The following is a 22235-nucleotide window of genomic DNA, read 5'->3' as shown; positions in this document are numbered from 1 at the left end:
GTCAGCCTCATGAAGATATTGTTCCTCGGCGATGTGATGGGGCGGGCAGGGCGTGCGGCAGTGGCCGAGCGCTTGCCAAAGCTTCGCACCGAATGGGGGCTCGATTTCGTCGTGGTGAACGGCGAGAACGCCTCGAACGGTATGGGCCTGACCGGCGATCATGCGAAGCTCCTGCTCGATGCGGGGGCCGATGTGGTCACTCTGGGCGATCACGCGTTCGACCAGAAAGACATGCTGCGTTTTGCGGATTCCGAGCCGCGCATCATCCGCCCGCTGAACTACGCCAAGGACGCGCCCGGTCGCGGCGCGCGCCTGTTCGAGGATCGGCGTGGGCGCAAGGTGCTCGTGACGCAGGTGCTTGGGCAGGTGTTCATGAAGCGCGCCTTCGACGACCCGTTCTCGGCAATGGATCAGGTTTTGCGTGCCCACCCGCTGGGGGGGCTGGCGCAGGCGGTTCTCGTTGATGTCCATTGCGAGGCGACGAGCGAGAAAATGGCGATGGGCCATTGGTGCGACGGGCGTGCCTCGATGGTGGTTGGCACCCATACCCATGTGCCGACGGGCGACGCGCAGATCCTCGAAAAGGGCACCGCCTATCTGACGGACGCGGGCATGTGCGGTGATTACAATTCGGTCATCGGCATGGAGAAAGCCGAGCCGATGCGGCGTTTCATCACCGGCATGGCGCGCGACCGCTTTACGCCCGCCGCCGGCGAGGCAACCCTGTCGGGGTTCTATATCGAGACCGACGATCGCAGCGGCTTGGCGAAGCTGGCCCACCACGTTCGCATCGGCGGTCGGCTTCAGACGAGTGGCCCACATCTGGCGTTGGGCAAGGAGCACGGGAATGCTTGATCTGGGATTGTCGATGCAGGCCCAGGCGCTGATCACGATCACGACCGTTCTGGTCATGCTCGTGCTGTTTGCCCGCGAGGTCTTTGCGACGGAAGTGGTCGCGATTGGCGGGGCCGCACTGCTGCTGTTCCTCGGGATCGTTCCCTACAAGGATGCGACGACCGTGCTGTCGAATGCGGCCCCCTGGACCATCGTGATGATGTTCCTGATCATGGGCGGCATGGTGCGCACAGGCGCGCTCGATTGGGTGACGCGCCATGCCGAGGCGCATCTCGATCACCGGCCCGTGGTGGTGGTGATCGGGATTTTCGCGCTGGTGGCCGCCTCCTCGGCATTCCTGAACAACACGCCGGTCGTGGTGATGATGATCCCGGTGATGATGACCGTTGCGCGGCGTCTGGGGATTGCGCCTTCGAAACTGCTTATCCCGCTGAGCTATGCGGCGATCCTCGGGGGGACACTGACGCTCATCGGGACCTCGACCAACCTGCTGGTCGATGGGGTCGCGCGTCAGCAGGGGCTAGAGGCCTTCAGCATGTTCGAGATCACGGGCTTCGGTCTCGTCCAGGTCGCAGTCGGCGGGCTGTTCATGGCGCTGATCGGGCGCAAGCTTCTGCCGTCGCGCAGCTCGATGGGCGCGCTTCTGGGCGACAAGCGCAAGCTCAAGTTCTTTACCGAGGTCGCCTTGCCCGAGGATTCCGGCCTGATCGGCACGCGCGTGCTGGAGGTCGATCTCTTCCGCCGCGAGGGCGTGCGGGTGATCGACGTGCTGCGCGGCGATGCCAGCTTGCGGCGCGATCTGGCCAATGCGGTGCTTGAAGCCGGGGACCGCGTGGTCCTGCGCACCGAGATGTCCGAGCTTCTGGGCATGCAGTCGAACCCCGATCTGCGGATGGTGGACAAGCTCAGCTCGGTGCAGACCGAGACCGTCGAGGTGCTGATCTCGCCCGGTTGCCGGATGATCGGGCGCTCGCTCGGTGAGTTGCGCCTGCGCCGTCGCTACGGTGTCTATGTGCTGGCGGCGCATCGCCGGAACCAGAATATCGGACGCCAACTCGACGATCTGGTCGTGGTGGTGGGCGATACGCTGCTTGTCGAAGGGGCGCCCGAGGATATCGCCCGTCTGGCGTCGGATATGGACCTCGTCGATGTCTCGAAGCCGACCGCGCGGGCTTTCCGCCGCGCCAAGGCGCCGGTCGTGGTCGGTGCGCTGGCGGCTGTCGTGATCCTTGCCGCTTTCGACATGGCCCCGATCCTGCTTTTGGCGACGTTGGCGGTCGCTGTGATCCTTCTGGCGCGCGCGGTCGACCCGGACGAAGCGTTTTCCTTCGTCGAGGGCCGGTTGCTCGCGCTGATCTTCGCCATGCTGGTGGTTGGTATGGCGCTCGATATGTCGGGGGCCGTGTCGCTCATCGTCTCGCCCATCGCGCCGCATCTGAGCGAGCTACCGCCTTATTTCATCGTCCTGGCGGTCTATCTGATCGGCTCGGTGATGACGGAGTTGGTCACCAACAATGCGATTGCGGTGATCATGACGCCCATCGCCATCGAGCTCGCCCGCCAGATCGGCGTCGATCCGCGCCCGCTTGTCGTGGCCGTGATGTTCTCGGCTTCGGCGGCGTTCGCGACGCCCATCGGCTACCAGACCAACACGCTGGTCTACGGTCCGGGCGGCTACAAATTCAGTGACTATCTGCGCGTTGGCGTGCCGATGAACCTGCTTCTGGCGCTGACCGCCTCCTTCGTGATCCCGATGATCTGGCCTTTGCACACGGGCTGACTTGCCCCGCCCCCCGCCGCTGGCATATAGAGGCGCAAATTCTTGGAAATCCGACGGAGACCCTCATGGCAGGCCATTCAAAATGGGCCAACATCCAGCACCGCAAGGGACGGCAGGATGCAGCGCGCTCGAAACTGTTCTCGAAGCTCTCGAAAGAGATCACGGTCGCAGCAAAGATGGGCGATCCCGACCCCGAGAAGAACCCGCGTCTGCGTCTGGCGGTGAAAGCGGCCAAGTCGCAATCCATGCCCAAGGACGTGATCGACCGCGCGATCAAGAAATCGCAGGCGGGCGAGGGCGATGATTACACCGAGATCCGCTACGAAGGCTACGGTCCGAACGGTATCGCGGTGATCGTCGAGGCGCTGACCGACAACCTCAACCGCACCGCGTCGAACGTGCGCAGCTACTTTACCAAATGCGGCGGCAACCTTGGCCAGACCGGTTCGGTGAGCCACGGCTTCGACCGTCTGGGCGAGATTTCCTATGCGGCCGGGGCGGCGGATGCCGACACGGTGATGATGGCGGCGCTCGAAGCGGGCGCAGAAGATGTCGAGTCCGATGACGAGGGCCATTTCGTCTATTGCGCGATGGAGGACCTCGCCGAGGTGTCCGACGCGCTGGAGAAAGAGCTTGGGGAATCGACCGAGTCGAAGCTGGTCTGGCGCCCGCATGCGCGCACCGAGGTCGACCTTGAGACCGCGCAGAAGCTGATGAAGCTGATCGACATGCTCGAAGAGGATGACGATGTGCAGACCGTCACCCACAATTTCGACGTGCCGGACGAGGTCGCAGCGCAGCTCTGATCGGGGAGGGTGCAGGGGGCGCTGCCCCCTCTGGCGCCTTGCGCCATTCACCCCCGGGATATTTGATGCGATTGGAGGGGGCCTTTCGGGGCCCCTTTTACATGAGCCGGTCTGCGAGAGGGCCAGCGATCCAGACCGGGCGGCCTTGGGCGAAGCAACCGATGACCTGTTTGGTTGCGGGATCAAAGATTATAACATCTGCCCGCTTGCCTTCGGTGAGGCTCCCCCGGTCTTTGAGGCCCATGATCGCGGCGGGACCGGCGGAGATCAGCGCCCATGCCGCTGACAGGGGGAGCGTGCCGCGCTCCACCAAGGCAAGGGCCGCGCCGATCATGGCGGGGTAGTGGTAATCAGAGGCGAGCGCATCGACGAGGCCCTCGGCGATCAGGTCTTCGGCCGCGATGCCGCCGCGGTTGTGGCTGCCGCCACGCAGCACGTTCGGTGCGCCCATGATCACGGGTTGGCCTGACGCGTGGGCCGCACGAGCGGCGTCCTTCGAGGTTGGGAATTCAGAGATCGTCGCACCAAGCTGCGCGAAGCTTGCGCGAGTTTGGGCATCGGGGTCGTCATGTGAACCGAGATGCAGGCCGAGCCGGGAAAGCGTCGTAGCGAGGCGTGCGAGGAAAGCGGGCACCTCTGGCGCCTGTTCGTGCAGCGCCTGCATCAGCGCGTGATGCGCCTCGGGTGCGCGCCCGGCCTTGAGCGCAGACCCGGCGAGGCGTGGCGGTGTGCGCCCGGTCTCGAGCCGGTCATGGGGCAGGTGGTCGTTGAAGACGAGGTAGTCGATGCCGGTTTCCAGGATCAGAGCTTCAATGGCGGGGGCGTCACCGGTCATGTGGGTCTCAAGGCGCAGTTGCATCCGCAGGTCGATGCGCCGCTCCGCGCTTGTGTCTTGGAGCGCATGGGCAAGCCGCGTTGCGAATTCGGGCGCGCGCATCCCGCCCTCCCACGACCAGAACTGCGCGAGCCAGGCGGTGGTGATGCCACAGCTGGCAAGTTCCATTTCGACCTGGGGCAGGCTTGCGGTCAGGTCGCGCACCATACCGCGGCGCGGTGCGAGGTGGCGCTCGAACCCATCGCCGTGCAGATCGACGAGGCCGGGCAGCACCCAGAACCCGCGCAGATCGATCATCCGCCCATCCGCCGCTGCATGGATGCGCCCCCCCGCAAGCCCGAGATCGCGTGGCTCCAGCCCATCGGAGCCAAGCACCGCAGCGCCATGAAGTCGGAGATTGGCCGGAGTTTCGTCTTGCATCGGGGTCCGCCTTTCCTGCATCACCATCTTCTGCCCGATCCGCGCTGCGGATGCGAGGGCGCGAGGGGAGTGGCGGATGATATTCTGGACCGGATTCAAGCTGGGGCTCGGGCTGATTGTGGCGATTGGGGCGCAGAATGCGTTTGTGCTGCGCCAAGGGCTTCGGCGCGAGCATGTCTTTGCGGTCGCGCTGTTTTGCGCGCTCTCGGATGCGCTGTTGATCGCGTTGGGGGTGTCGGGCTTTTCGGCGGCGACGGAGGCAATGCCTTGGCTGGAGCCGGTCTTGCGCTGGGGCGGCGTCGCCTTCCTGAGCTGGTATGCGCTGCGTGCCGCGCGTTCGGCGTGGCGGGGCGGCGAGGTGTTGCTCGCTGGCGAGGGCAAGGCCGAGACGCTGGGTGCCGTGTTGCTGACGGTGGCGGCGCTGACGTGGGCGAACCCGCATGTCTGGCTCGATACGGTGGTCCTTTTGGGGGCGGTGGCCGCGCAATATCCTGGGTCAGCAATGGAATTCGGGGGGGGCGCGATGACGGCCTCCTTCGTGTTCTTCTTTTCTCTGGCCTATGGCGCACGGCTGCTTGCGCCGCTGTTCGCGCGCCCCGTGGCGTGGCAGATTCTCGATGGGATCATCGCGGTGATTATGGCCTCGATTGCGGCCCGGCTTGCCTTTGGTGCGTTCTGAGCCTGTGCGGGATACAATCACGCGCTTGAACGTCGCACGGATTTGACGGCTAACTGAGGCCATGTCTGACGTTCCCCCCCCAGATCGGCCCCTTCTTGGCATCGCCTGGATGCTCGGCACGACGCTGTGCTTCACGGCGGTGAACGTGATCGTGCATTATCTGGGCACCAGCCTTCCGGCGGCGCAGAGTTCGTTCGTGCGGTTTCTATGGGGTGTGCTGTTCGTGCTGCCCGCGCTCTGGCATCTGGCGCAAACCCGCTATCCGGGGCGGGTCTGGGCGCTGTTCGGGCTGCGCGGGGCGTTGCAGGCGGTTGCGGTCGGGTTGTGGTTCTTTGCGATGGCGCGCACGCCGATCGCGGATGTGACGGCGATCGGCTATCTCAACCCGATCGTGGTGACGCTGGGCGGTGCGCTGCTCTTGGGCGAAGGATTTGCGTGGCGGCGCGGTGTCGCGATCCTCGTTGCGCTGATCGGCGCACTGGTGATCCTGCGCCCCGGCCTGCGCGAGGTCCTGCCGGGCCATATCGCGCAATTGGGCGCGGCATTCTTCTTCGGGGCTGCCTATCTGGTGGCCAAGCGGCTGTCGGGTCAGGTGCCGGCGTCGGTCGTGGTGGCGGCGATGACGGTGGCGGTAACGCTCTGCCTCGCGCCGTTTGCGATCGCGGTCTGGGAGCCGATGACGCTGTCCGAGACGCTGTGGCTGGGCGCGACGGCAGCCTTTGCGACGGCGGCGCATTACTTTATGACGCGGGCCTTCCAATGCGCGCCGGTGACGGTCACGCAGCCGGTGGTCTTCACGCAACTGGTCTGGGCCAGCGCGGCGGGTTGGGTGCTGTTTGGTGAGCGGGTGGACCCGTTCGTCATTCTGGGCGGGGCGATGATTATTGCCGCGATCAGCTACATGAGCTGGCGCGAGGCGCAGCTCAAGCGCCGCGCTGCAACGCCCGTGGCGGGGACAACGCGGGTCTGATCCGCGCGCGGCGCAGGTGATCGGGACGAAACCTCCGGCGGGCGTATTTCCGGTTTGATGAAGGCGCGATCAGCCCGGACTTTGCGGGTCTATCAGCTTGGCAATGACGCCTTCGCGGGTGATCCGGCGCCCATCTGTCAGCGCCACCGCCGGGGCGTGACGCAGCCGCTCCATGACATCTCGGACCGGCGTCTCCGGCGGCACCGCCGCTCCATCAGCCGCGCCAGGTTCGGCGAGGTCCTCGGCGGTGAGAACGCCCAGCGGGTTCATATGGGCCACGAAATCCGCGACGTAATCGTCGGCGGGATTGGCGATGATCTCGCGCGCGGTGCCAAGCTGAACGATGCGCCCGCCCTCCATCAACGCGATGCGATTGCCAAGCTTGAACGCCTCATCGAGGTCGTGGCTGACAAAGATGATCGTGCGTTTCAGGGTTTGCTGGAGTTCCAGAAGCTCATCCTGAAGCTTGGCGCGGATCAGCGGATCGAGGGCCGAGAAGGGCTCGTCCATGAGCAGGATCGGGGCCTCGGTGGCAAAGGCGCGCGCCAGCCCCACACGCTGCTGCATGCCGCCCGAGAGCTCTCCGACCTTACGTTCCGCCCAATCCGAAAGCCCCACCAGCGCGAGTTGCTGATCGACGCGGGCGCGGCGTTCGGCCTTGGGCAGCCCGCCGAGTTCAAGGCCGAGGCCCACATTCTCGCGCACCGTGCGCCAGGGCAGCAGGCCGAATTGCTGGAACACCATGGCGACGCGGTGCAGCCGGATACGGCGCAGCGTGGCCGGGTCGGCATGGGTGACATCGACCAAACCGTTTCCGTCGCAGACATGGACTGCACCGCGACAGACCGGGTTCAGCCCGTTGACGGCCCGCAGCAGCGTTGATTTGCCGGACCCCGACAGGCCCATGAGCACGAGGATCTCGCCCTCGGCGACATCGAGCGAGCAATCATGCACCCCCAGAACCTGCCCGGTTTCCGTTTGGATCTGTTCGCGCGAGCGGCCCTGATCCATCAGCGGCAGGGCGGCTTTGGGGTCGGCACCGAAGACGATGGAGACATTGTCGAATTTGACCGCGATGCCGGCAGTCTCCTTGGGATCGGTGGTCGCGGTCATTTCCGGCCCTCCATGCGCAGCATCCGGTCGAGGATGATCGCGACGACGACGATGATGAAGCCCGATTCAAAGCCGAGCGCCGTATTGACCGAGTTCAGCGCGCGCACCACCGGAACGCCCAGCCCATCGGCGCCGACAAGCGCCGCGATCACCACCATCGACAGCGACAGCATGATCGTCTGGTTCAGCCCGGCCATGATCTGCGGCGTGGCATAGGGCAGTTCGACCTTCCAGAGCACCTGACGCGGCGTCGCGCCAAAGGCCTTGGCGGCTTCGAGCAGCGCTTGCGGCGTCGAGTTGACGCCCAGATGGGTGAGGCGGATCGGCGCGGGCAGCACGAAGATCACCGTGGCGATCAGGCCGGGCACCATGCCGATCCCGAAAAACACGATGGCCGGGATAAGATAGACAAAGGTCGGGAGTGTCTGCATCAGGTCGAGGATCGGCTGCATCACCCGGTAGAGGCGCGGTCTGTGCGCGGCCGCGATGCCGATCGGCACACCGACCGCCATACAGACCACGCAGGCCGAAAGCACCAGCGTGAGGCTCTCGGTGGTTTCCTCCCAATAGCCTTGGTTGAGGATGAAGGCGAAGCCCAGCATCACCATGACAGCCGTCTTTTTACTGCGTTGCAACGTGTAGGTCAGCGTCGAGAAGGCGCCGATGACCAGCAAGGGATGCGGGGTTTGCAACACCCAGAGAATGGCGTCGATCAGCCCTTCGAGCATATCGGAAAGCGCGTCGAAGAAGCCGCTCGCATGCGTTTTGAACCAGTCGAAGACCGCTTTCGCGGCTTTGCCGACGGGAATCTTGTTATCGGTGATCCAGTCGGTGAGTAGATCGAGATCGAAGCGGCGACGTGCCATTGCGTAAGCTGTCCCTGGATTGGTTGTTCGCGCAGAGTGCAGAGTGCCGGAGCCCGGAAATATCGCCCCTCTGTCACTGCGTTCCGGACAGGGGCGTCATGCACGGCGCGGCGGCGGGATCGGTGCCCCTTCTGGATCAGCCCCCCGCACGAAATCGTCGCACGGGGGGCAAGCAGGGTTAGTTCAGCGCGGCTGCCACGGCCGCAGCCGCATCGCCGCCCTCCTTGGTGGTCACCCCGTCAAGCCACGGCGCGATCACATCGGGATGCGCGGCGAGCCAAGTCTTGGCGGCCTCGCCCGGCTCTTCGCCATCGTTGAGGATCGCCCCCATGATCTCGTTTTCCAGAGCGAGCGAGAATTCGAGGTTCTGAAGGAACTTGCCGACATTCGGGCACTCGGTGACATAGCCCGCGCGCACGTTGGTTGCGACCTCGGCACCGCCGAAATTCGGGCCGAAGAAATCGTCGCCACCGGCGAGGTAGGTCATCTCGAAATTGGCGTTCATCGGGTGCGGTTCCCAGCCGAGGAAGACCACCGGCGCGCCATCCTTGTCCGCGCGCTCGACCTGCGCCAGCATCCCCTGCTCGGAGCTTTCGACCACTTCGAACCCGTCGAGGCCAAACGCGTTGGCGGCGATCATGTCCATGATCAGGCGGTTGCCGTCATTGCCCGGCTCGATGCCGAAGATCTTGCCGTCGAGCGCGTCCTTGTGCGCTGCGATGTCAGCGAAATCCCTGATGCCCAGATCGGCGGCAGCCTTGTTCGCGGCCAGCGTGTATTTCGCGCCGACGAGGTTGGTGCGCACGGTGTCTACCGTGCCGTCCTCACGATAGGGGGCAATGTCGGCCTCCATCGTGGGCATCCAGTTGCCGAGGAAAATGTCGATATCGCCGCCCGAAAGCGCCGAATAGGTCACCGGTACGGAGAGCACCTTGATGTCGGTATCATAGCCGAGCGCGTCGAGGATCGTGGTCGCGACTGCCGTTGTCGCGGTGATGTCGGTCCAGCCAACATCCGAGAAGGTCACTGTGTCGCAGCCCTCGGCTTGGGCGCCCGCGGCCAGCGAAACAAGGGCGGCGCTCGCCAAAAGAGTGGAACGAAGGGTCATGTTGGTCTCCCGGTTGTTTGTGTCGCAGGCTTTTTGTTGATTGACGAGTCAATAAACTTACCTGTAGCTCCGAAAGGCAAGGACTTTTTTACAGAAAGGTCACAAAACCATGCCGAAGCTCGGTGCAGAGCCTATAAGACGGGCCGCCTTGGTGAAAGCGACGATTGAGACCGTGGGCGAAGCCGGGTCGCTTGAGGTGACGGTCGCGCAGATCGCGCGCCGCGCTGGCATGTCCTCTGCGCTTGCGCACCATTACTTCGGCTCCAAGTCGCAGATTTTCCTGGCGGCGATGCGCTCGATCCTGACGATTTACGGGGCCGAGGTGCGTGGCGCTTTGGCGGCAGCGAGCGGCCCCGAGGCGCGGCTTCGGGCGATCGTGCTGGGCTCCTTCGCGGCGGGCTCGTTCCGGCGCGAGGCGATCTCGGCATGGCTGAACTTCTACGTCTTGGCGCAAAAATCGCCAGAGGCGCGGCGTTTGCTGACGGTCTATCAGCGGCGTCTGAAATCCAACCTCCTGCATGAGTTGCGCCCGCTGGTCGGCCCGCGCGCCGAAGAGGTCGCCCGCGGCCTCGGCGCGCTGATCGACGGGGTCTATATCCGCGCCTCGCTCGTCGATGGCGCGCCAGACCGAGACTACGCGCGCCGCATCGTTCAGGAATATCTCGACCGCGAACTGGAGAACCGCACATGAAGGCACAACCCAAGGCGAGCCATTTCGTCAATGGCGACTGGCTGGAGGACGAGGCGGGCGAGGTGATCGAGGTCACCTATCCCTACACGGGCGAGGTGATCGCGCGGCTTCATGCGGCAACGCCCGCCGTGATCGAGGCGGCGATCGCCTCGGCGGAAGCGGCGCAGGCCGAGTGGGCGGCGCAGGCCCCGGTCGAGCGCGCGCGCATCCTCCAACGCGCCGTTGCGATCATTCGCGCGCGGGCGGAGGAGCTTGCGCAGCTCGAGACGCTCGACACCGGCAAGCCGATTCAGGAAACGCGCGTGGCGGACTGGCCCTCGGGGGCCGATGCGCTGGAGTATTTCGCCGGACTTGCGCCGACCCTCACGGGCGAGACGATTCCGCTGGGCGGTGACTTTGCCTACACGATCCGCGAGCCTCTGGGCGTTTGCGCCGGTATCGGCGCGTGGAACTACCCCAGCCAGATCGCCTGCTGGAAGGCCGCGCCCGCGCTTTCGACGGGCAATGCGATGGTGTTCAAACCCTCCGAGATGACGCCGCTGGGGGCACTGAAACTGGCCGAGATTTTCGTCGAGGCTGGGCTGCCTGCGGGGATTTTCAACGTGGTGCAGGGCTATGGTCCGGTGGGGGCGGCGCTGGCTACCGATCCGCGCATTGCCAAGGTGTCCCTGACGGGGTCGGTGCCGACCGGCGCCAAGGTCTATCAGGCGGCCGCCGCGGGCATGAAGCATGTCACGATGGAGCTTGGCGGCAAATCGCCCCTGATCGTGTTCGATGATGCGAGCATCGAGGATGCGGTTGGCGCGGCCATGCTGGGGAACTTCTATTCCTCGGGGCAGATTTGCTCGAACGGAACGCGGGTCTTTGTTCAGAAGGGCATCAAAGCGGCCTTCCTCAAGCGGCTGGCCGAGCGCACCGGTGCGATCCTCGCGGGCGATCCGCTGGCCGAGGACAGCCAGTTCGGCCCGCTGATCTCGGCGGCGCAGCACGCGAAGGTCATGGCCTATATCGAGACCGCCAAGCGCGAGGGCGCGCGGCTGATCTGCGGGGGCGCATCGGGTAACGAGGGCGCGCTGTTCGTGCAGCCGACCGTCTTTGCCGATGTGACGGACGATATGACCATCGCGCGCGAGGAGATTTTCGGCCCCGTCATGTCGGTGCTCGATTTCGAGACCGAGGACGAGGTCGTCGCACGCGCAAATGGCACCCAGTTCGGGCTGGCGGCGGGCGTCTTCACGGGCGATCTCGCGCGCGGGCATCGGGTGATCGGACGGTTGCAGGCGGGCACCTGCTGGATCAACGCCTATAACCTGACGCCCGTTCAGATGCCCTTTGGCGCGGTGAAAGCCTCGGGGCTGGGGCGCGAGAATTCGCGCGCGGCGATCGAGCATTACACGCAGGTGAAGTCGGTCTATGTGGGGCTCAACCCCGTGGACAGCCCCTACTGATGAGGCCGGGGGCGCTGCCCCCGGACCCCCGGGATATTTAGAGCAGAATGAAGAGGCGGTCGTGGAAGCGGATTATGTGATCGTAGGGGCGGGGTCGGGCGGATCGGCCATGGCCTATCGGCTGGCGGAAGCTGGCCGCAAGGTGATCGTGATCGAGCATGGCGGCACCGATGCCGGGCCGTTCATCCAGATGCCGGCGGCACTCTCCTACCCGATGAATATGGGGATCTACGATTGGGGCTATGCGACCGAGCCCGAACCGGAATTGAACGGGCGTCGGCTGGTGACGCCACGGGGGAAGGTGATCGGGGGGTCGTCCTCGATCAACGGTATGGTCTATGTGCGCGGCCATGCGCGCGATTTCGACCATTGGTCGGATATGGGGGCAGCGGGCTGGTCCTATGCCGATGTGCTGCCCTATTTCCGGCGCATGGAGACGTGGCACGGCGGGCGCGATGGCGCGGACCCTGCGTGGCGCGGCACCGATGGCCCGATGCACATCACCCGCGGCCCGCGCAAGAACCCGCTCTTTCAGGCCTTTATCGAGGCGGGCAAGGCGGCAGGCTATGGCTACACGCCCGACTATAACGGCGCGCGTCAGGAGGGCTTTGGCCCGATGGAGGCCACGATCTACAAGGGGCGGCGCTGGTCCACGGCGAATGCCTATCTGCGACCTGCGCTGAAAGGCGGCAACGTCACGATCCTGCGGGGACTTGCGCAGCGTGTGGTGATTGAGGATGGCCGGGCGCGTGGGGTTTCGGTGCGCCGGGGCGGGCAGTCGGAACTGGTGCGCGCACGGGCCGAGGTGATCCTCGCGGCGTCCTCGCTCAACACGCCGAAACTGCTGATGCTGTCGGGGATCGGGCCGGGGGCGCATCTGGCGGAGCATGGCATCGAGGTTGTGGCGGACCGGTCGGGCGTTGGCGCGAACCTGCAAGATCACCTTGAAATTTATATGCAATTCGCGGCCAAGCAGCCGATCACGCTGTATAAATACTGGAACCTCATCGGCAAGGCGTCGATCGGGGCGCAGTGGCTCTTTACCAAGACGGGGCTGGGGGCATCCAACCAGTTTGAGGCCTGTGGATTCATCCGCTCGGACAAGGGGGTGGACTACCCCGACATCCAGTATCACTTCCTGCCGATCGCGGTGCGCTATGACGGCAAGGTCGCCGCGGAAGGTCATGGGTTCCAGGTTCATACGGGGCCGATGCGCTCGAAGTCGCGGGGGACCGTGCGGCTGCGTTCGGGTGACCCGGCCGCCGCGCCCGAGATCCGTTTCAACTATATGAGCCACCCCGATGACTGGACCGAGTTCCGCAAGGTGATCCGCCTCACGCGGGAGATTTTCGCGCAAGAGCCGATGCAGGCCCATGTGAAGCACGAGATTCAGCCGGGGGCGGCGGTCCAGAGCGATGCCGAGATCGACGCCTTCCTGCGCGAGCATGCCGAAAGCGCCTATCACCCCTGCGGCACGGCGCGGATGGGCGCGGCGGACGATCCGATGGCCGTGGTCGATCCGCAGGGCCGTGTGATCGGGGTTGACGGGCTGCGGGTGGCCGATAGCTCGGTCTTCCCGCGCATCACCAACGGCAACCTGAACGGGCCGTCGATCATGGTCGGGGAGAAGATGGCGGACCATGTTCTGGGGCGCGATCCCTTACCCTCGGCCAATGTCGAGCCTTGGATGTCCGTGAATTGGCAGGCCGCGCAGCGGTAAGCTTAACATACAAAAAGCCTTGATCTCGCGCCTCGAAACCACAATATCTGGGGCATGTTAAGGATTTGTTCACTCCTCGTTCTTGCGGTGTTGGCCACCCCTGTCGCGGCGGCTCCGGTGCTGACGGGCACTGCGCGCATCATTGACGGCGATACGCTGGAAATCGGCGTGCTGGGTGAGCGTGTGCGGCTTCACGGCATCGACGCGCCCGAGCGCGGGCAGGGCTGCGTGTCCGCGAAGGGCAAGTCCTGGGCCTGTGGCGAAGCGGCGCGCAAGGCCTTGGCAGAGTTGAGCCGTGGCACGGTGCGCTGCGAGGGGATCGGGCGGGACCGATACGACCGGCTGGTGGCAAAATGCAGCGCAGGTGGCCGCGATCTTGGCGCCGCGATGGTCGAGTCGGGCGCTGCTTTTGCGTATCGCAAGTATTCGATGGACTATGTCGCGGCCGAGAACCGTGCGCGCGCCGCCGGGCGCGGCATCTGGTCGGGCGAGGCGATCCGCCCGGCAGATTATCGTGCCGCGCAGGCACCGGCACCGCAAGCGGCCCCGGCGACTTGTGCCATCAAGGGCAACATTTCGAAGAACGGACGGCTTTATCACCTGCCCGGATCTCGCGCCTATGCCGCGACGCGTATCTCCGAGCGCCATGGCGAGCGCTGGTTCTGCTCGGAAGCCGAGGCGCTGGCGGCAGGATGGCGGCGCGCGGGGCGCTGATTGCGCCGCAATTTGACGCCGGTCAAGGTCGCCCGTCGCAGAACCCTGTATGATGCAATCATCACAGGAAAAGGGAGACCCGAATGTCCAATACCCCGCACACACTGCAGGAAGAATTTCCGACCCAACTGGACAAGCTGCACGATCTGAAAATCTCGAACGCGCATTTTGCCCGCCTGCTGGAGGAATACGACGTGATCAACGATCAGGTCCACCGTGCGGAAACCAATGTGGAGCCGATGGAAAGCCTTGCCGAGACTGAGCTGCGCAAGAAGCGCGCCGCGCTCAAGGATGAAATCGCACGCATGCTCGCAGCCTGAGGGCTGGACGAGCGAAAGATACGGCCCCGGGCATTGCGCCCGGGGTTTTTTAGTCGATCTCGTAGGGCAACAGGCCGCGCCGGCCCGGATTGACGGACAGACGGCGTTCCAGCGGCGGCACCGAGCGCTGGTGGCAATCCTTGCGTTCGCAGATCCGGCAGGAAATCCCGATCGGTTGGTAGGCCTTGGGATTATTCAGTTCCATATCGTCGGCATAGATCAAGCCGCGCGCGTGGCTGATCTCGCAGCCCAGACAGATCGCATAGCGGCGCACGGGCGCCGTGAAGCTGCCACCCGGTTTCGACACGTCACGGGCAAGACAGAGATAGCGCACCCCGTCGGGCGTTTCGGCCAGTTGGCGCAGAAAACGTGTTGGGGTTTCAAAGGCTTGGTGGACATTCCAGAGCGGGCAGGCGCCGCCGAAACGGGCAAATTGCAGCCGCGTGGCGGAGTGGCGCTTGGTGATGGTGCCGGCCTGGTCGACGCGAACGAAGAAGAAGGGGATGCCCTTCGCGCCGGGACGTTGCAGGGTCGAGAGCCGGTGCGCGACCTGCTCGATCGAAGCACCGAAGATGTCCGCGAGTCGTTCGAGGTCGTGGCGTGTTTCCTGCGCGGCCTCGAGAAAGGCGCGATAGGGCAGAAGCGCGGCGCCGGCGAAATAATTGGCCAGACCGATCTTGGCGATCTCGCGTGCGGTCTCGGATTGGAAGCGCGCAAGGTCGAGCGTTGCATCCAGCAGGTCGTTCTGGGTGATCAGCGCGACCTGATGCAAGAGCTGAAACGCCTGTGTCGGGCGGCCTGCCTGTGCGGAAAGCGTCAGCACCTTGTTGTCAAGCTGGCGCAACTCGGAAATGTTGGAAAACTGCACATCAATGCCTCGAGCGCGCAGGGCCTCAATCGCTCGAGGAATAGGCTCCAACATCTTGCCATTAGGGCAAATAAAGTGCTCGGCGGCGCGATCGACGGCATCAATGTAATTGTCGCAATAGTGAAAGAAATCGCGCACTTCTTCCCAAGGTGAAACCACCGTCTGCGCGCCCTCGCGCCCGAGCGCCTCATCCAGAGAGGCCAGCCGTTCATGGGCCTGACGATAGGCGCGGTGCATTTCGAGAAAGGCCCGGGCCAGAGCCGGTGCGTTCGAGGCCGCGAGCCGCAGATCGGCCAGCGGCGGCGTCGCATCAGCAAAGATAGGATCGGCCAGCGCCTCGCGCATGTCGGAGACAAGCCGTTCGGCATCGCCCGCAGACAACTCTGTCACATCGAGCCCGAACTCGCCGGCCAGCGCCAACACCACCGCTGCCGATACGGGGCGATGGTTGTTCTCCATCTGGTTGAGATAGGGCAGCGAAACCCCGAGCCGCTCGGCAAAGGCCTTTTGGGTCAGGCCGAGTCGGGCCCGGGTTTCACGCAGTTTGACCCCTGCGTAGAGCTTCTGAGTCGCCATCTGCCCCTCTTTTCGGCTCTTTCAACCGCCGCAGCGGTCATTTTTGCAAATCCTTATTTAGCTTTGCAAAAACGGGAGGTCAAATTCTCCGCTTGCGCTGTGTTGTCACGGTGCGCGTTCTGCGCATTGTCGGGGGCTCTGGCGGTTTGTTAGCGGAGGCCTGCCAGCAAAGTGCAATCTTGTCATCCCTTGTCTAAGCGGGGTGCCGAAGATGCGATCCTTTCGATGACCGCATTCGCAAATTTGCAATTCGCATTTTTTACTGTGCCAATTTTTTGCAAATTTACCGGAATCCGCTTTGGAATAATGTTGCGCGCGTATAGTGTGCCCCAAATCTTCGGAGGGGACACATGAAAGACATTCTGAGCCAGCTTGAAGACCGCCGCGCCGAGGCGCGTCTTGGGGGCGGTCAGCGCCGCATCGATGCGCAGCATGCCAAGGGCAAACTGACCGCGCGCGAGCGGATCGAACTTTTGCTCGACGAGGGCAGCTTTGAAGAGTTCGACATGTTCAAGGCCCATCGCTGCACCGATTTCGGCATGCAGGATGACAAGCCGGCCGGCGACGGCGTCGTCACCGGCTGGGGCACGGTCAATGGCCGCATGGTCTATGTCTTCTCGCAGGACTTCACTGTCTTTGGTGGTTCTCTGTCGGAAACCCACGCCGAAAAAATCTGCAAGATCATGGATATGGCGATGCAGAATGGCGCACCGGTGATCGGTATGAACGACTCCGGCGGCGCACGTATCCAAGAGGGTGTGGCCTCGCTCGCCGGTTACGCCGAAGTGTTCCAGCGCAACATCATGGCCTCGGGCGTTATCCCGCAGATTTCGCTGATCTTGGGCCCCTGTGCGGGGGGCGCGGTCTATTCGCCTGCCATGACCGACTTCATCTTCATGGTGAAAGACACCTCCTACATGTTCGTGACCGGCCCCGACGTCGTCAAAACCGTGACGAACGAAGTGGTTACCGCCGAAGAGCTGGGTGGGGCGTCGACTCACACCAAGAAATCCTCGGTGGCCGATGGCGCCTATGAAAATGACGTCGAGGCGATTGCGGAAACCCGTCGTCTGATCGATTTCCTGCCGCTGTCGAACCGCGAAAAGGCGCCGGTGCGCCCGTTCTTCGATTCGGTCGACCGCGTCGAGGATTCGCTCGATACACTGATCCCGGCCAACCCGAACATGCCCTATGACATGAAGGAACTTATCGTGAAGATCGCCGACGAAGGCGATTTCTTCGAGATCCAGAAGGATTACGCGGGCAATATCATCACCGGCTTCGTGCGCCTCGAGGGGCAGACGGTGGGTGTGGTGGCGAACCAGCCGATGGTGCTCGCGGGCTGTCTCGACATCGACTCGAGCCGCAAGGCCGCGCGGTTCGTGCGCTTCTGCGACGCGTTCGAAATTCCGATCCTGACGCTTGTGGACGTGCCGGGCTTCCTGCCGGGCACCGGTCAGGAATATGGCGGCGTCATCAAGCACGGCGCGAAGCTGCTGTTTGCCTATGGTGAGGCGACGGTGCCGAAAGTCACCGTCATCACCCGCAAGGCCTATGGCGGCGCCTATGACGTTATGGCGTCGAAACACCTGCGCGGTGATTTCAACTACGCCTGGCCGACCGCAGAGATCGCGGTGATGGGCGCCAAGGGGGCGGTCGAGATCCTCTATCGTTCGGAACTGGGCGAACCCGAGAAGATTGCGGCGCGCACCAAGAACTACGAAGACCGCTTTGCCAACCCGTTCGTGGCCGCCGAGAAGGGCTTTATCGACGAGGTGATCCAGCCCCGCTCGACGCGCCGCCGCGTGGCGCGCGCCTTTGCTTCGCTGCGCTCCAAGAAACTTTCCAACCCTTGGAAAAAACACGACAATATCCCGCTCTGAGGATGTTGTGAGCGCGGGGATCGGGAGAGCGCGACACAGACTGGCAGGGGGCGTATTCGCGGCCCTTGCCGTCGCGCTGCCGGTCTGCGCGCAAGAGCTGCGCGAACTGCCTGTCGTGCCGGATTACAGCCTCTTCATGCATCCCGACGATACGGAGCAGGGAGATGGCCCGGCGGGCACGTTCGGCAAGGCGGTGCCGGTGCCATCGGGGCAGAAGGTCTGGTGGATCGACATCATCCATTTCGAAGAGGGGTCGGGCGGTTTGACCTACCGCTTCCGTTTCCTCGCGCCGCAGATCGGCGGGGCCGCGCCCCTGTCCTCGGATGTGGCGCTGCTCGACATCGCCGCGCTGTGCGAGACCTATGTGGTCCCGCGCATCGCAACCCCCGGACCGGCACCGATCCAGATCATGATCAGCCTGTCCGACCGGATCTTGCCCTTCGGCGAAACGGCGCCGGATGCGGTGCAATATTTTGAGGCTTTCTCCATCGCGGACGGGGCCTGTACTTGGGAGTTCTACTGATGCGCGCAGGCGCCATCGCAGATCGGATCGAAGCCGGGCAGGGCGCCTCTGCGCCGGTCGCCTGCGGTTTCGGCATGGCTCTGCCTATGGCGTTGACCCGCGTGCGTTTTTCCTTCTGTGCAACCGCGAGCCGCGCTACTCTGGGCGTCGGGCGGCATGAGCCGTCCATCAACGAATCTGTGCGGATGGCGGCGGGCGCAGACCCGAACCGCCTCTGCTGGGACAGGAGAAACCTATGTCGAAGAAAGCCTTCATCGCCGTTGCCCTCGTCGCTTTCGTCGCGGCTTGCGCACCCAAGCCCGAACCGATGCCCGTCGAGCCCGTCTCGGTCGAGCCGACCTACACCGGCAAATACAAGTAAGACGCCGCGCGTCCTGACCGCGCGATCCGTCGCGGGGCATGGGACGACCGGCACAGCCGAGGGGCGCGGCCTGCGTTGCGCCCCTTCGGCCTCTGGCCTTGCGGCGCGCGATGCCGCTGCAAAGGGCCACATCCTCTCTGAACGCGATCTGTGCTATCCTTTCGATGTCCGAGTCCCGGACCAAAGGAGGAGCTACTCATGCGTATTCAACTCGTTGCAGTATTTGGTGCTCTCGGTCTTGTCGCGGCCTGTCAGGCGCCCGCGCCTGAGCCTGTCACGCCCGAGCCGGTCTATACCGGCAAATATGGCGATACGCTCGTCGGTCAGTGCCGCGAGGAAGATCAGCCGGTCACCAGTGCCTTCCCCTCGACTCTGCCGCTGTGCTCCGATTATTGCGGTCCCGGGACGCGCTATGTCTCCGGCTCCAATGTCAGCAGCGCGAATGTCGCCAGTGTGCCTGTCTGTCTTCCCTACCACGAGAATACCGACAATCGCGATCCGACCGGCGGTCAGCGTAACCCGACCGGCGGCCAAACGACTGCGCCGAACGGCGTGTAACCGCGAACGCATGACGCGTTCGCCCGTGATGGGGGGCGCGTCATGCTGAAGCATCGCGGCTTTCCGGGGCGTCTGTCCGGAACCGACTATCAATTCGTCATTCGCCGCGCGAACAAGAACGGGGCGACCAAGATCATCCGTCGTGAGCGCTTCAAGGATCGCGCACCGGCGGACCGGCGCGCGGATGCGGGCTTCATGGCGGCGCTGTGGGCGCATTTCGGCGAAGAGCCGTTCGAGCGCGGCAATCTCGATGCCGGGCGGCTGAGCTGGCTGTTCGGGCGCGAGGTTGTGCCTGCCGAGGACCCCTTCGACCCGGCTTCCTATGACGCACTGCTGCGGATCGATGCGAGCCGTGCGCGTGTCTCCTTCCCCGACGTGTTCGACAACCCGGACGCGTTCGATTGGGTTGCTGACGACGACGAGGAGGATTGGGCATGATCTTGCCGCTCAATTCCCTTGATCGGCAGCATGTCGCGCATCTTGCTGAGGGCGGGCGATTTGCCTTTGCGTCCGGGGCCTTTGGGGCGCAGCATGGTGGGGCAGTCGGGGCTGTGCCTCATCTTGGCTCTGGCTTGCGTCAAATCCCTACCCCTTCCCTTACTTCTCGGTCTGGCCTTCGGGTCAGACCGAATTTTCCCGCCGCCGATCGGCGGGGCTTCGCCGAAACCTGCGCCACGGGCTGCGGGACAAGCGGATTTGAATTGGCTTTTTGCGGGGTTGCGGTAGATTCGGGCGCAATAAACAACCCTTCTGGAGGCAGATACTCATGCGCAAATCCCCGTTCATCCTCGCCCTTCTCGCGTCGGCAACCCTTGCGGGCTGCATGCAAACCGACGGTGAGCGCGCCCTCGCAGGCGCCGCTGCCGGTGCGCTCATCGCGGATGCGACCGACGAGAACATGGTTGCAGGCGCAGCCATCGGCGCGCTGGCCGGCACCTATTGCGACGATCTCAACGTGCCCGGCTGCACGCCGCGCTACTGATCGCAACATCCATTCGGTGACCTTCGCGGGTCACCTGTCGCCATGCGCCACCGGGGGGCTTCCCTCCGGTGGCGTTTTCTATTTCGCCAACCGAACGGAAATCACGAAGAGCGGGGCAGGGGTTCACCCCCGGCGCCCGATGGGAAGGGACTGACATGTTCAAGAAAATTCTGATCGCAAACCGCGGCGAGATCGCCTGCCGCGTGATCAAGTCGGCTCGCAAGATGGGCATCAAGACGGTGGCCGTCTATTCGGATGCCGACGCGCACGCGCTGCACGTCCAGATGGCGGATGAGGCGGTTCATATCGGCCCGCCGCCCGCGAACCAGTCCTATATCGTGATCGACAAGATCATGGATGCGATCCGTCAGACCGGCGCCGAAGCGGTTCACCCGGGTTATGGCTTCCTGTCGGAGAACATGAAGTTCGCAGAAGCTCTTGAAAAAGAGGGTGTTGCCTTCATCGGTCCGCCGGCCTCGGCGATTGAGGCGATGGGCGACAAGATTACGTCGAAGAAACTGGCCCAAGAGGCCGGTGTTTCGACTGTTCCGGGCTATATGGGTCTGATCGGGGATGCCGACGAGGCGGTGAAAATCTCGCAGCAGATCGGCTATCCGGTGATGATCAAGGCCTCGGCTGGCGGCGGCGGTAAGGGCATGCGGATCGCCTGGAACGACGATGAGGCGCGGGAGGGCTTCCAGTCGTCCAAGAACGAGGCCGCCAACTCTTTCGGCGATGACCGTATCTTCATCGAGAAATTCGTGACCCAGCCGCGCCACATCGAGATTCAGGTCCTGGCCGACAAGCACGGCAACGCCGTCTACCTGCACGAGCGTGAATGCTCGATCCAGCGCCGGAACCAGAAGGTCATCGAAGAGGCGCCGTCCCCGTTCCTCGACCCCGAGACCCGCAAGGCAATGGGTGAGCAAGCCGTCGCACTGGCGAAAGCCGTGGATTATTGCTCGGCGGGCACCGTGGAATTCATCGTCGATGGCAACAAAAATTTCTACTTCCTCGAGATGAACACCCGCCTTCAGGTGGAACACCCGGTGACCGAGCTGATCACCGGCGTCGATCTCGTCGAGCAGATGATCCGCGTGGCCAACGACGAGAAGCTGCCCTTCGCGCAGAGCGATCTCAAGATCAACGGCTGGGCGATGGAAAGCCGCCTTTACGCCGAAGACCCCTATCGCAACTTCCTGCCCTCGATCGGCCGTCTGACCCAATACCGGCCGCCGGTTGAAGGCCTGACCAAGGGCGGCGGCATCGTGCGTAACGACACCGGCGTCTATGAGGGCGGCGAAATCTCGATGTATTACGACCCGATGATCGCCAAGCTCTGCACCTGGGGCGAAGATCGCGCGCATGCCATCGAAGAGATGCGTCTCGCGCTCGACACGTTCGAGGTGGAGGGCATCGGCCACAACCTGCCGTTCTGCTCGGCCGTGATGGACCATCCGAAATTCGCCGCGGGCGACATGACCACCGCCTTCATCGCCGAGGAATATCCCGAAGGTTTCGAGGGCGTGCAACTGGGCGACTTCATGCTCAAGCGCGTGGCCGCCGCTGCCGCCGCGATGAACCGGGTTGCCGAAATCCGTCGTACGCGCATCTCGGGCACGCTTGGCAATCACGAGCGTCATGTCGGTGAGGATTGGGTTGTCTCGCTTCAGGATCAGAGCTTCAGGGTCCATGTCGCCGCCGACAAATCCGGCTCGACCATCCGCTTCGAGGATGGTGCCGAACTGCGCGTCGAGAGCGACTGGACGCCGGGCGACTCGCTCGCGCGTCTGGATGTCTCCGGCGAGCCGTTGGTGCTCAAGGTCGGCAAGATCCCGATGGGCTTCCGCATCCGCGTGCGCGGCGCGGACCTCAAGGTCAATGTCCGCACGCCCCGTCAGCATGAGCTGGCGCTGCTGATGCCGGTCAAACTGCCGCCGGATACCTCCAAGTTCCTGCTCTGCCCGATGCCGGGTCTCGTCGTGAAGATCTCGGTCGAGGAAGGTCAGGAAGTGCAGGAAGGTCAGGCGCTTGCGACCGTCGAAGCGATGAAGATGGAGAACATCCTGCGCGCCGAGCGCAAGGGCGTGGTCAAGTCCATCAATGCCGAGGCGGGGGCTTCGCTGAAGGTCGACGACATCATCATGGAGTTCGAATAA

General features: G+C 64.0%; 22 protein-coding genes. 17 read left to right on the top strand and 5 right to left on the bottom strand.

The window, feature by feature from the left end; all coding sequences use genetic code 11:
• The first annotated feature begins 9 nt into the window (after positions 1 to 9).
• The 3 genes from P0X85_RS07005 to P0X85_RS06995 all read left to right on the top strand — a co-directional run bounded on the left by P0X85_RS07005 (position 10) and on the right by P0X85_RS06995 (position 3441).
• Entirely contained in the window at positions 10 to 855 is an 846-nt protein-coding gene (locus P0X85_RS07005) for a TIGR00282 family metallophosphoesterase (RefSeq protein ID WP_275810591.1), read from the top strand.
• Positions 848 to 2635: an SLC13 family permease gene (locus P0X85_RS07000; protein ID WP_275810588.1), complete on the top strand. Its 1788-nt coding sequence runs from the start codon at positions 848 to 850 to the stop codon at positions 2633 to 2635. Before P0X85_RS07005 ends, P0X85_RS07000 begins: the two co-directional genes overlap by 8 nt.
• Positions 2636 to 2700: 65 nt before the next feature.
• Positions 2701 to 3441 carry a YebC/PmpR family DNA-binding transcriptional regulator gene (locus P0X85_RS06995; protein ID WP_275810585.1) on the top strand — a complete coding sequence of 247 codons (741 nt, stop codon included), beginning with the start codon at positions 2701 to 2703 and terminating at the stop codon, positions 3439 to 3441.
• Positions 3442 to 3538: 97 nt separating this feature from the next.
• Here P0X85_RS06995 and P0X85_RS06990 read toward each other — a convergent pair whose 3' ends face one another.
• Complete coding sequence (locus P0X85_RS06990) at positions 3539 to 4696, bottom strand: alpha-D-ribose 1-methylphosphonate 5-triphosphate diphosphatase (RefSeq protein ID WP_275810582.1); 1158 nt, start codon at positions 4694 to 4696, stop codon at positions 3539 to 3541.
• Between the two features lie 76 nt (positions 4697 to 4772).
• On the opposite strand from P0X85_RS06990, the gene P0X85_RS06985 reads away from it, so the two are divergent.
• Both P0X85_RS06985 and P0X85_RS06980 read left to right on the top strand, forming a co-directional pair.
• Positions 4773 to 5375 (top strand): LysE/ArgO family amino acid transporter, encoded by a 603-nt coding sequence (locus P0X85_RS06985; RefSeq protein ID WP_275810579.1) that lies wholly within the window; start codon positions 4773 to 4775, stop codon positions 5373 to 5375.
• A gap of 61 nt (positions 5376 to 5436) precedes the next feature.
• Positions 5437 to 6345, top strand: a complete 909-nt coding sequence (locus P0X85_RS06980) for a DMT family transporter (RefSeq protein WP_275810576.1) — start codon at positions 5437 to 5439, stop codon at positions 6343 to 6345.
• Positions 6346 to 6414: 69 nt separating this feature from the next.
• Here P0X85_RS06980 and choV read toward each other — a convergent pair whose 3' ends face one another.
• The 3 genes from choV to choX all read right to left on the bottom strand — a co-directional run bounded on the left by choV (position 6415) and on the right by choX (position 9432).
• Entirely contained in the window at positions 6415 to 7458 is a 1044-nt protein-coding gene (gene choV / locus P0X85_RS06975; RefSeq protein WP_275810573.1) for a choline ABC transporter ATP-binding protein, read from the bottom strand.
• Positions 7455 to 8324 carry a choline ABC transporter permease subunit gene (choW, locus tag P0X85_RS06970; protein WP_275810570.1) on the bottom strand — a complete coding sequence of 290 codons (870 nt, stop codon included), beginning with the start codon at positions 8322 to 8324 and terminating at the stop codon, positions 7455 to 7457. Before choW ends, choV begins: the two co-directional genes overlap by 4 nt.
• 178 nt (positions 8325 to 8502) lie before the next feature.
• Complete coding sequence (gene choX / locus P0X85_RS06965) at positions 8503 to 9432, bottom strand: choline ABC transporter substrate-binding protein (RefSeq protein ID WP_275810567.1); 930 nt, start codon at positions 9430 to 9432, stop codon at positions 8503 to 8505.
• Positions 9433 to 9541: 109 nt separating this feature from the next.
• Here choX and betI point away from each other — a divergent pair, with 109 nt between their 5' ends.
• From betI to P0X85_RS06940, 5 genes are all read left to right on the top strand, one after another.
• A complete protein-coding gene (gene betI / locus P0X85_RS06960; RefSeq protein ID WP_275810564.1) occupies positions 9542 to 10123 on the top strand; it encodes a transcriptional regulator BetI in 582 nt (193 codons plus the stop codon).
• A complete protein-coding gene (gene betB / locus P0X85_RS06955) occupies positions 10120 to 11571 on the top strand; it encodes a betaine-aldehyde dehydrogenase (RefSeq protein WP_275810561.1) in 1452 nt (483 codons plus the stop codon). The genes betI and betB overlap by 4 nt, the downstream gene beginning before the upstream one ends.
• A 61-nt stretch (positions 11572 to 11632) precedes the next feature.
• A complete protein-coding gene (gene betA / locus P0X85_RS06950) occupies positions 11633 to 13291 on the top strand; it encodes a choline dehydrogenase (RefSeq protein WP_275810558.1) in 1659 nt (552 codons plus the stop codon).
• Positions 13292 to 13345: 54 nt separating this feature from the next.
• Positions 13346 to 14005, top strand: a complete 660-nt coding sequence (locus tag P0X85_RS06945) for a thermonuclease family protein (protein ID WP_275810555.1) — start codon at positions 13346 to 13348, stop codon at positions 14003 to 14005.
• 83 nt (positions 14006 to 14088) lie between these two features.
• The gene (locus P0X85_RS06940; protein WP_275810552.1) at positions 14089 to 14325 is read left to right on the top strand and encodes an HP1242/YdcH family protein; all 237 of its coding nucleotides are present in this window, start codon (positions 14089 to 14091) and stop codon (positions 14323 to 14325) included.
• Positions 14326 to 14374: 49 nt separating this feature from the next.
• On the opposite strand, the gene P0X85_RS06935 is transcribed toward P0X85_RS06940, so the two are convergent.
• Positions 14375 to 15769 (bottom strand): helix-turn-helix domain-containing protein, encoded by a 1395-nt coding sequence (locus tag P0X85_RS06935; RefSeq protein ID WP_275810549.1) that lies wholly within the window; start codon positions 15767 to 15769, stop codon positions 14375 to 14377.
• Positions 15770 to 16119: 350 nt separating this feature from the next.
• Here P0X85_RS06935 and P0X85_RS06930 point away from each other — a divergent pair, with 350 nt between their 5' ends.
• From P0X85_RS06930 to P0X85_RS06900, 7 genes are all read left to right on the top strand, one after another.
• Positions 16120 to 17652 (top strand): acyl-CoA carboxylase subunit beta, encoded by a 1533-nt coding sequence (locus tag P0X85_RS06930; protein ID WP_275810546.1) that lies wholly within the window; start codon positions 16120 to 16122, stop codon positions 17650 to 17652.
• A 7-nt stretch (positions 17653 to 17659) separates the two neighbouring features.
• Positions 17660 to 18175, top strand: a complete 516-nt coding sequence (locus P0X85_RS06925; RefSeq protein WP_275810543.1) for a DUF6497 family protein — start codon at positions 17660 to 17662, stop codon at positions 18173 to 18175.
• Between the two features lie 235 nt (positions 18176 to 18410).
• On the top strand, positions 18411 to 18536 hold the full coding sequence (locus tag P0X85_RS06920) for a hypothetical protein (protein ID WP_275810540.1): 126 nt from the start codon (positions 18411 to 18413) through the stop codon (positions 18534 to 18536).
• A 198-nt stretch (positions 18537 to 18734) separates the two neighbouring features.
• The gene (locus P0X85_RS06915; RefSeq protein WP_275810537.1) at positions 18735 to 19094 is read left to right on the top strand and encodes a hypothetical protein; all 360 of its coding nucleotides are present in this window, start codon (positions 18735 to 18737) and stop codon (positions 19092 to 19094) included.
• Between the two features lie 42 nt (positions 19095 to 19136).
• A complete protein-coding gene (locus tag P0X85_RS06910) occupies positions 19137 to 19532 on the top strand; it encodes a hypothetical protein (protein WP_275810535.1) in 396 nt (131 codons plus the stop codon).
• A gap of 328 nt (positions 19533 to 19860) precedes the next feature.
• Positions 19861 to 20076: a hypothetical protein gene (locus tag P0X85_RS06905; protein WP_275810533.1), complete on the top strand. Its 216-nt coding sequence runs from the start codon at positions 19861 to 19863 to the stop codon at positions 20074 to 20076.
• 155 nt (positions 20077 to 20231) lie between these two features.
• Entirely contained in the window at positions 20232 to 22235 is a 2004-nt protein-coding gene (locus P0X85_RS06900) for an acetyl-CoA carboxylase biotin carboxylase subunit (RefSeq protein WP_275810531.1), read from the top strand.

This window comes from Pseudothioclava nitratireducens, assembly GCF_029210495.1.
In the GTDB taxonomy this organism is placed as follows: Bacteria; Pseudomonadota; Alphaproteobacteria; order Rhodobacterales; family Rhodobacteraceae; genus Pseudothioclava; species Pseudothioclava nitratireducens.
The sequence above is the reverse complement of the archived record's forward strand: the minus strand, read 5'-3'. Positions and strand labels throughout refer to the sequence as shown.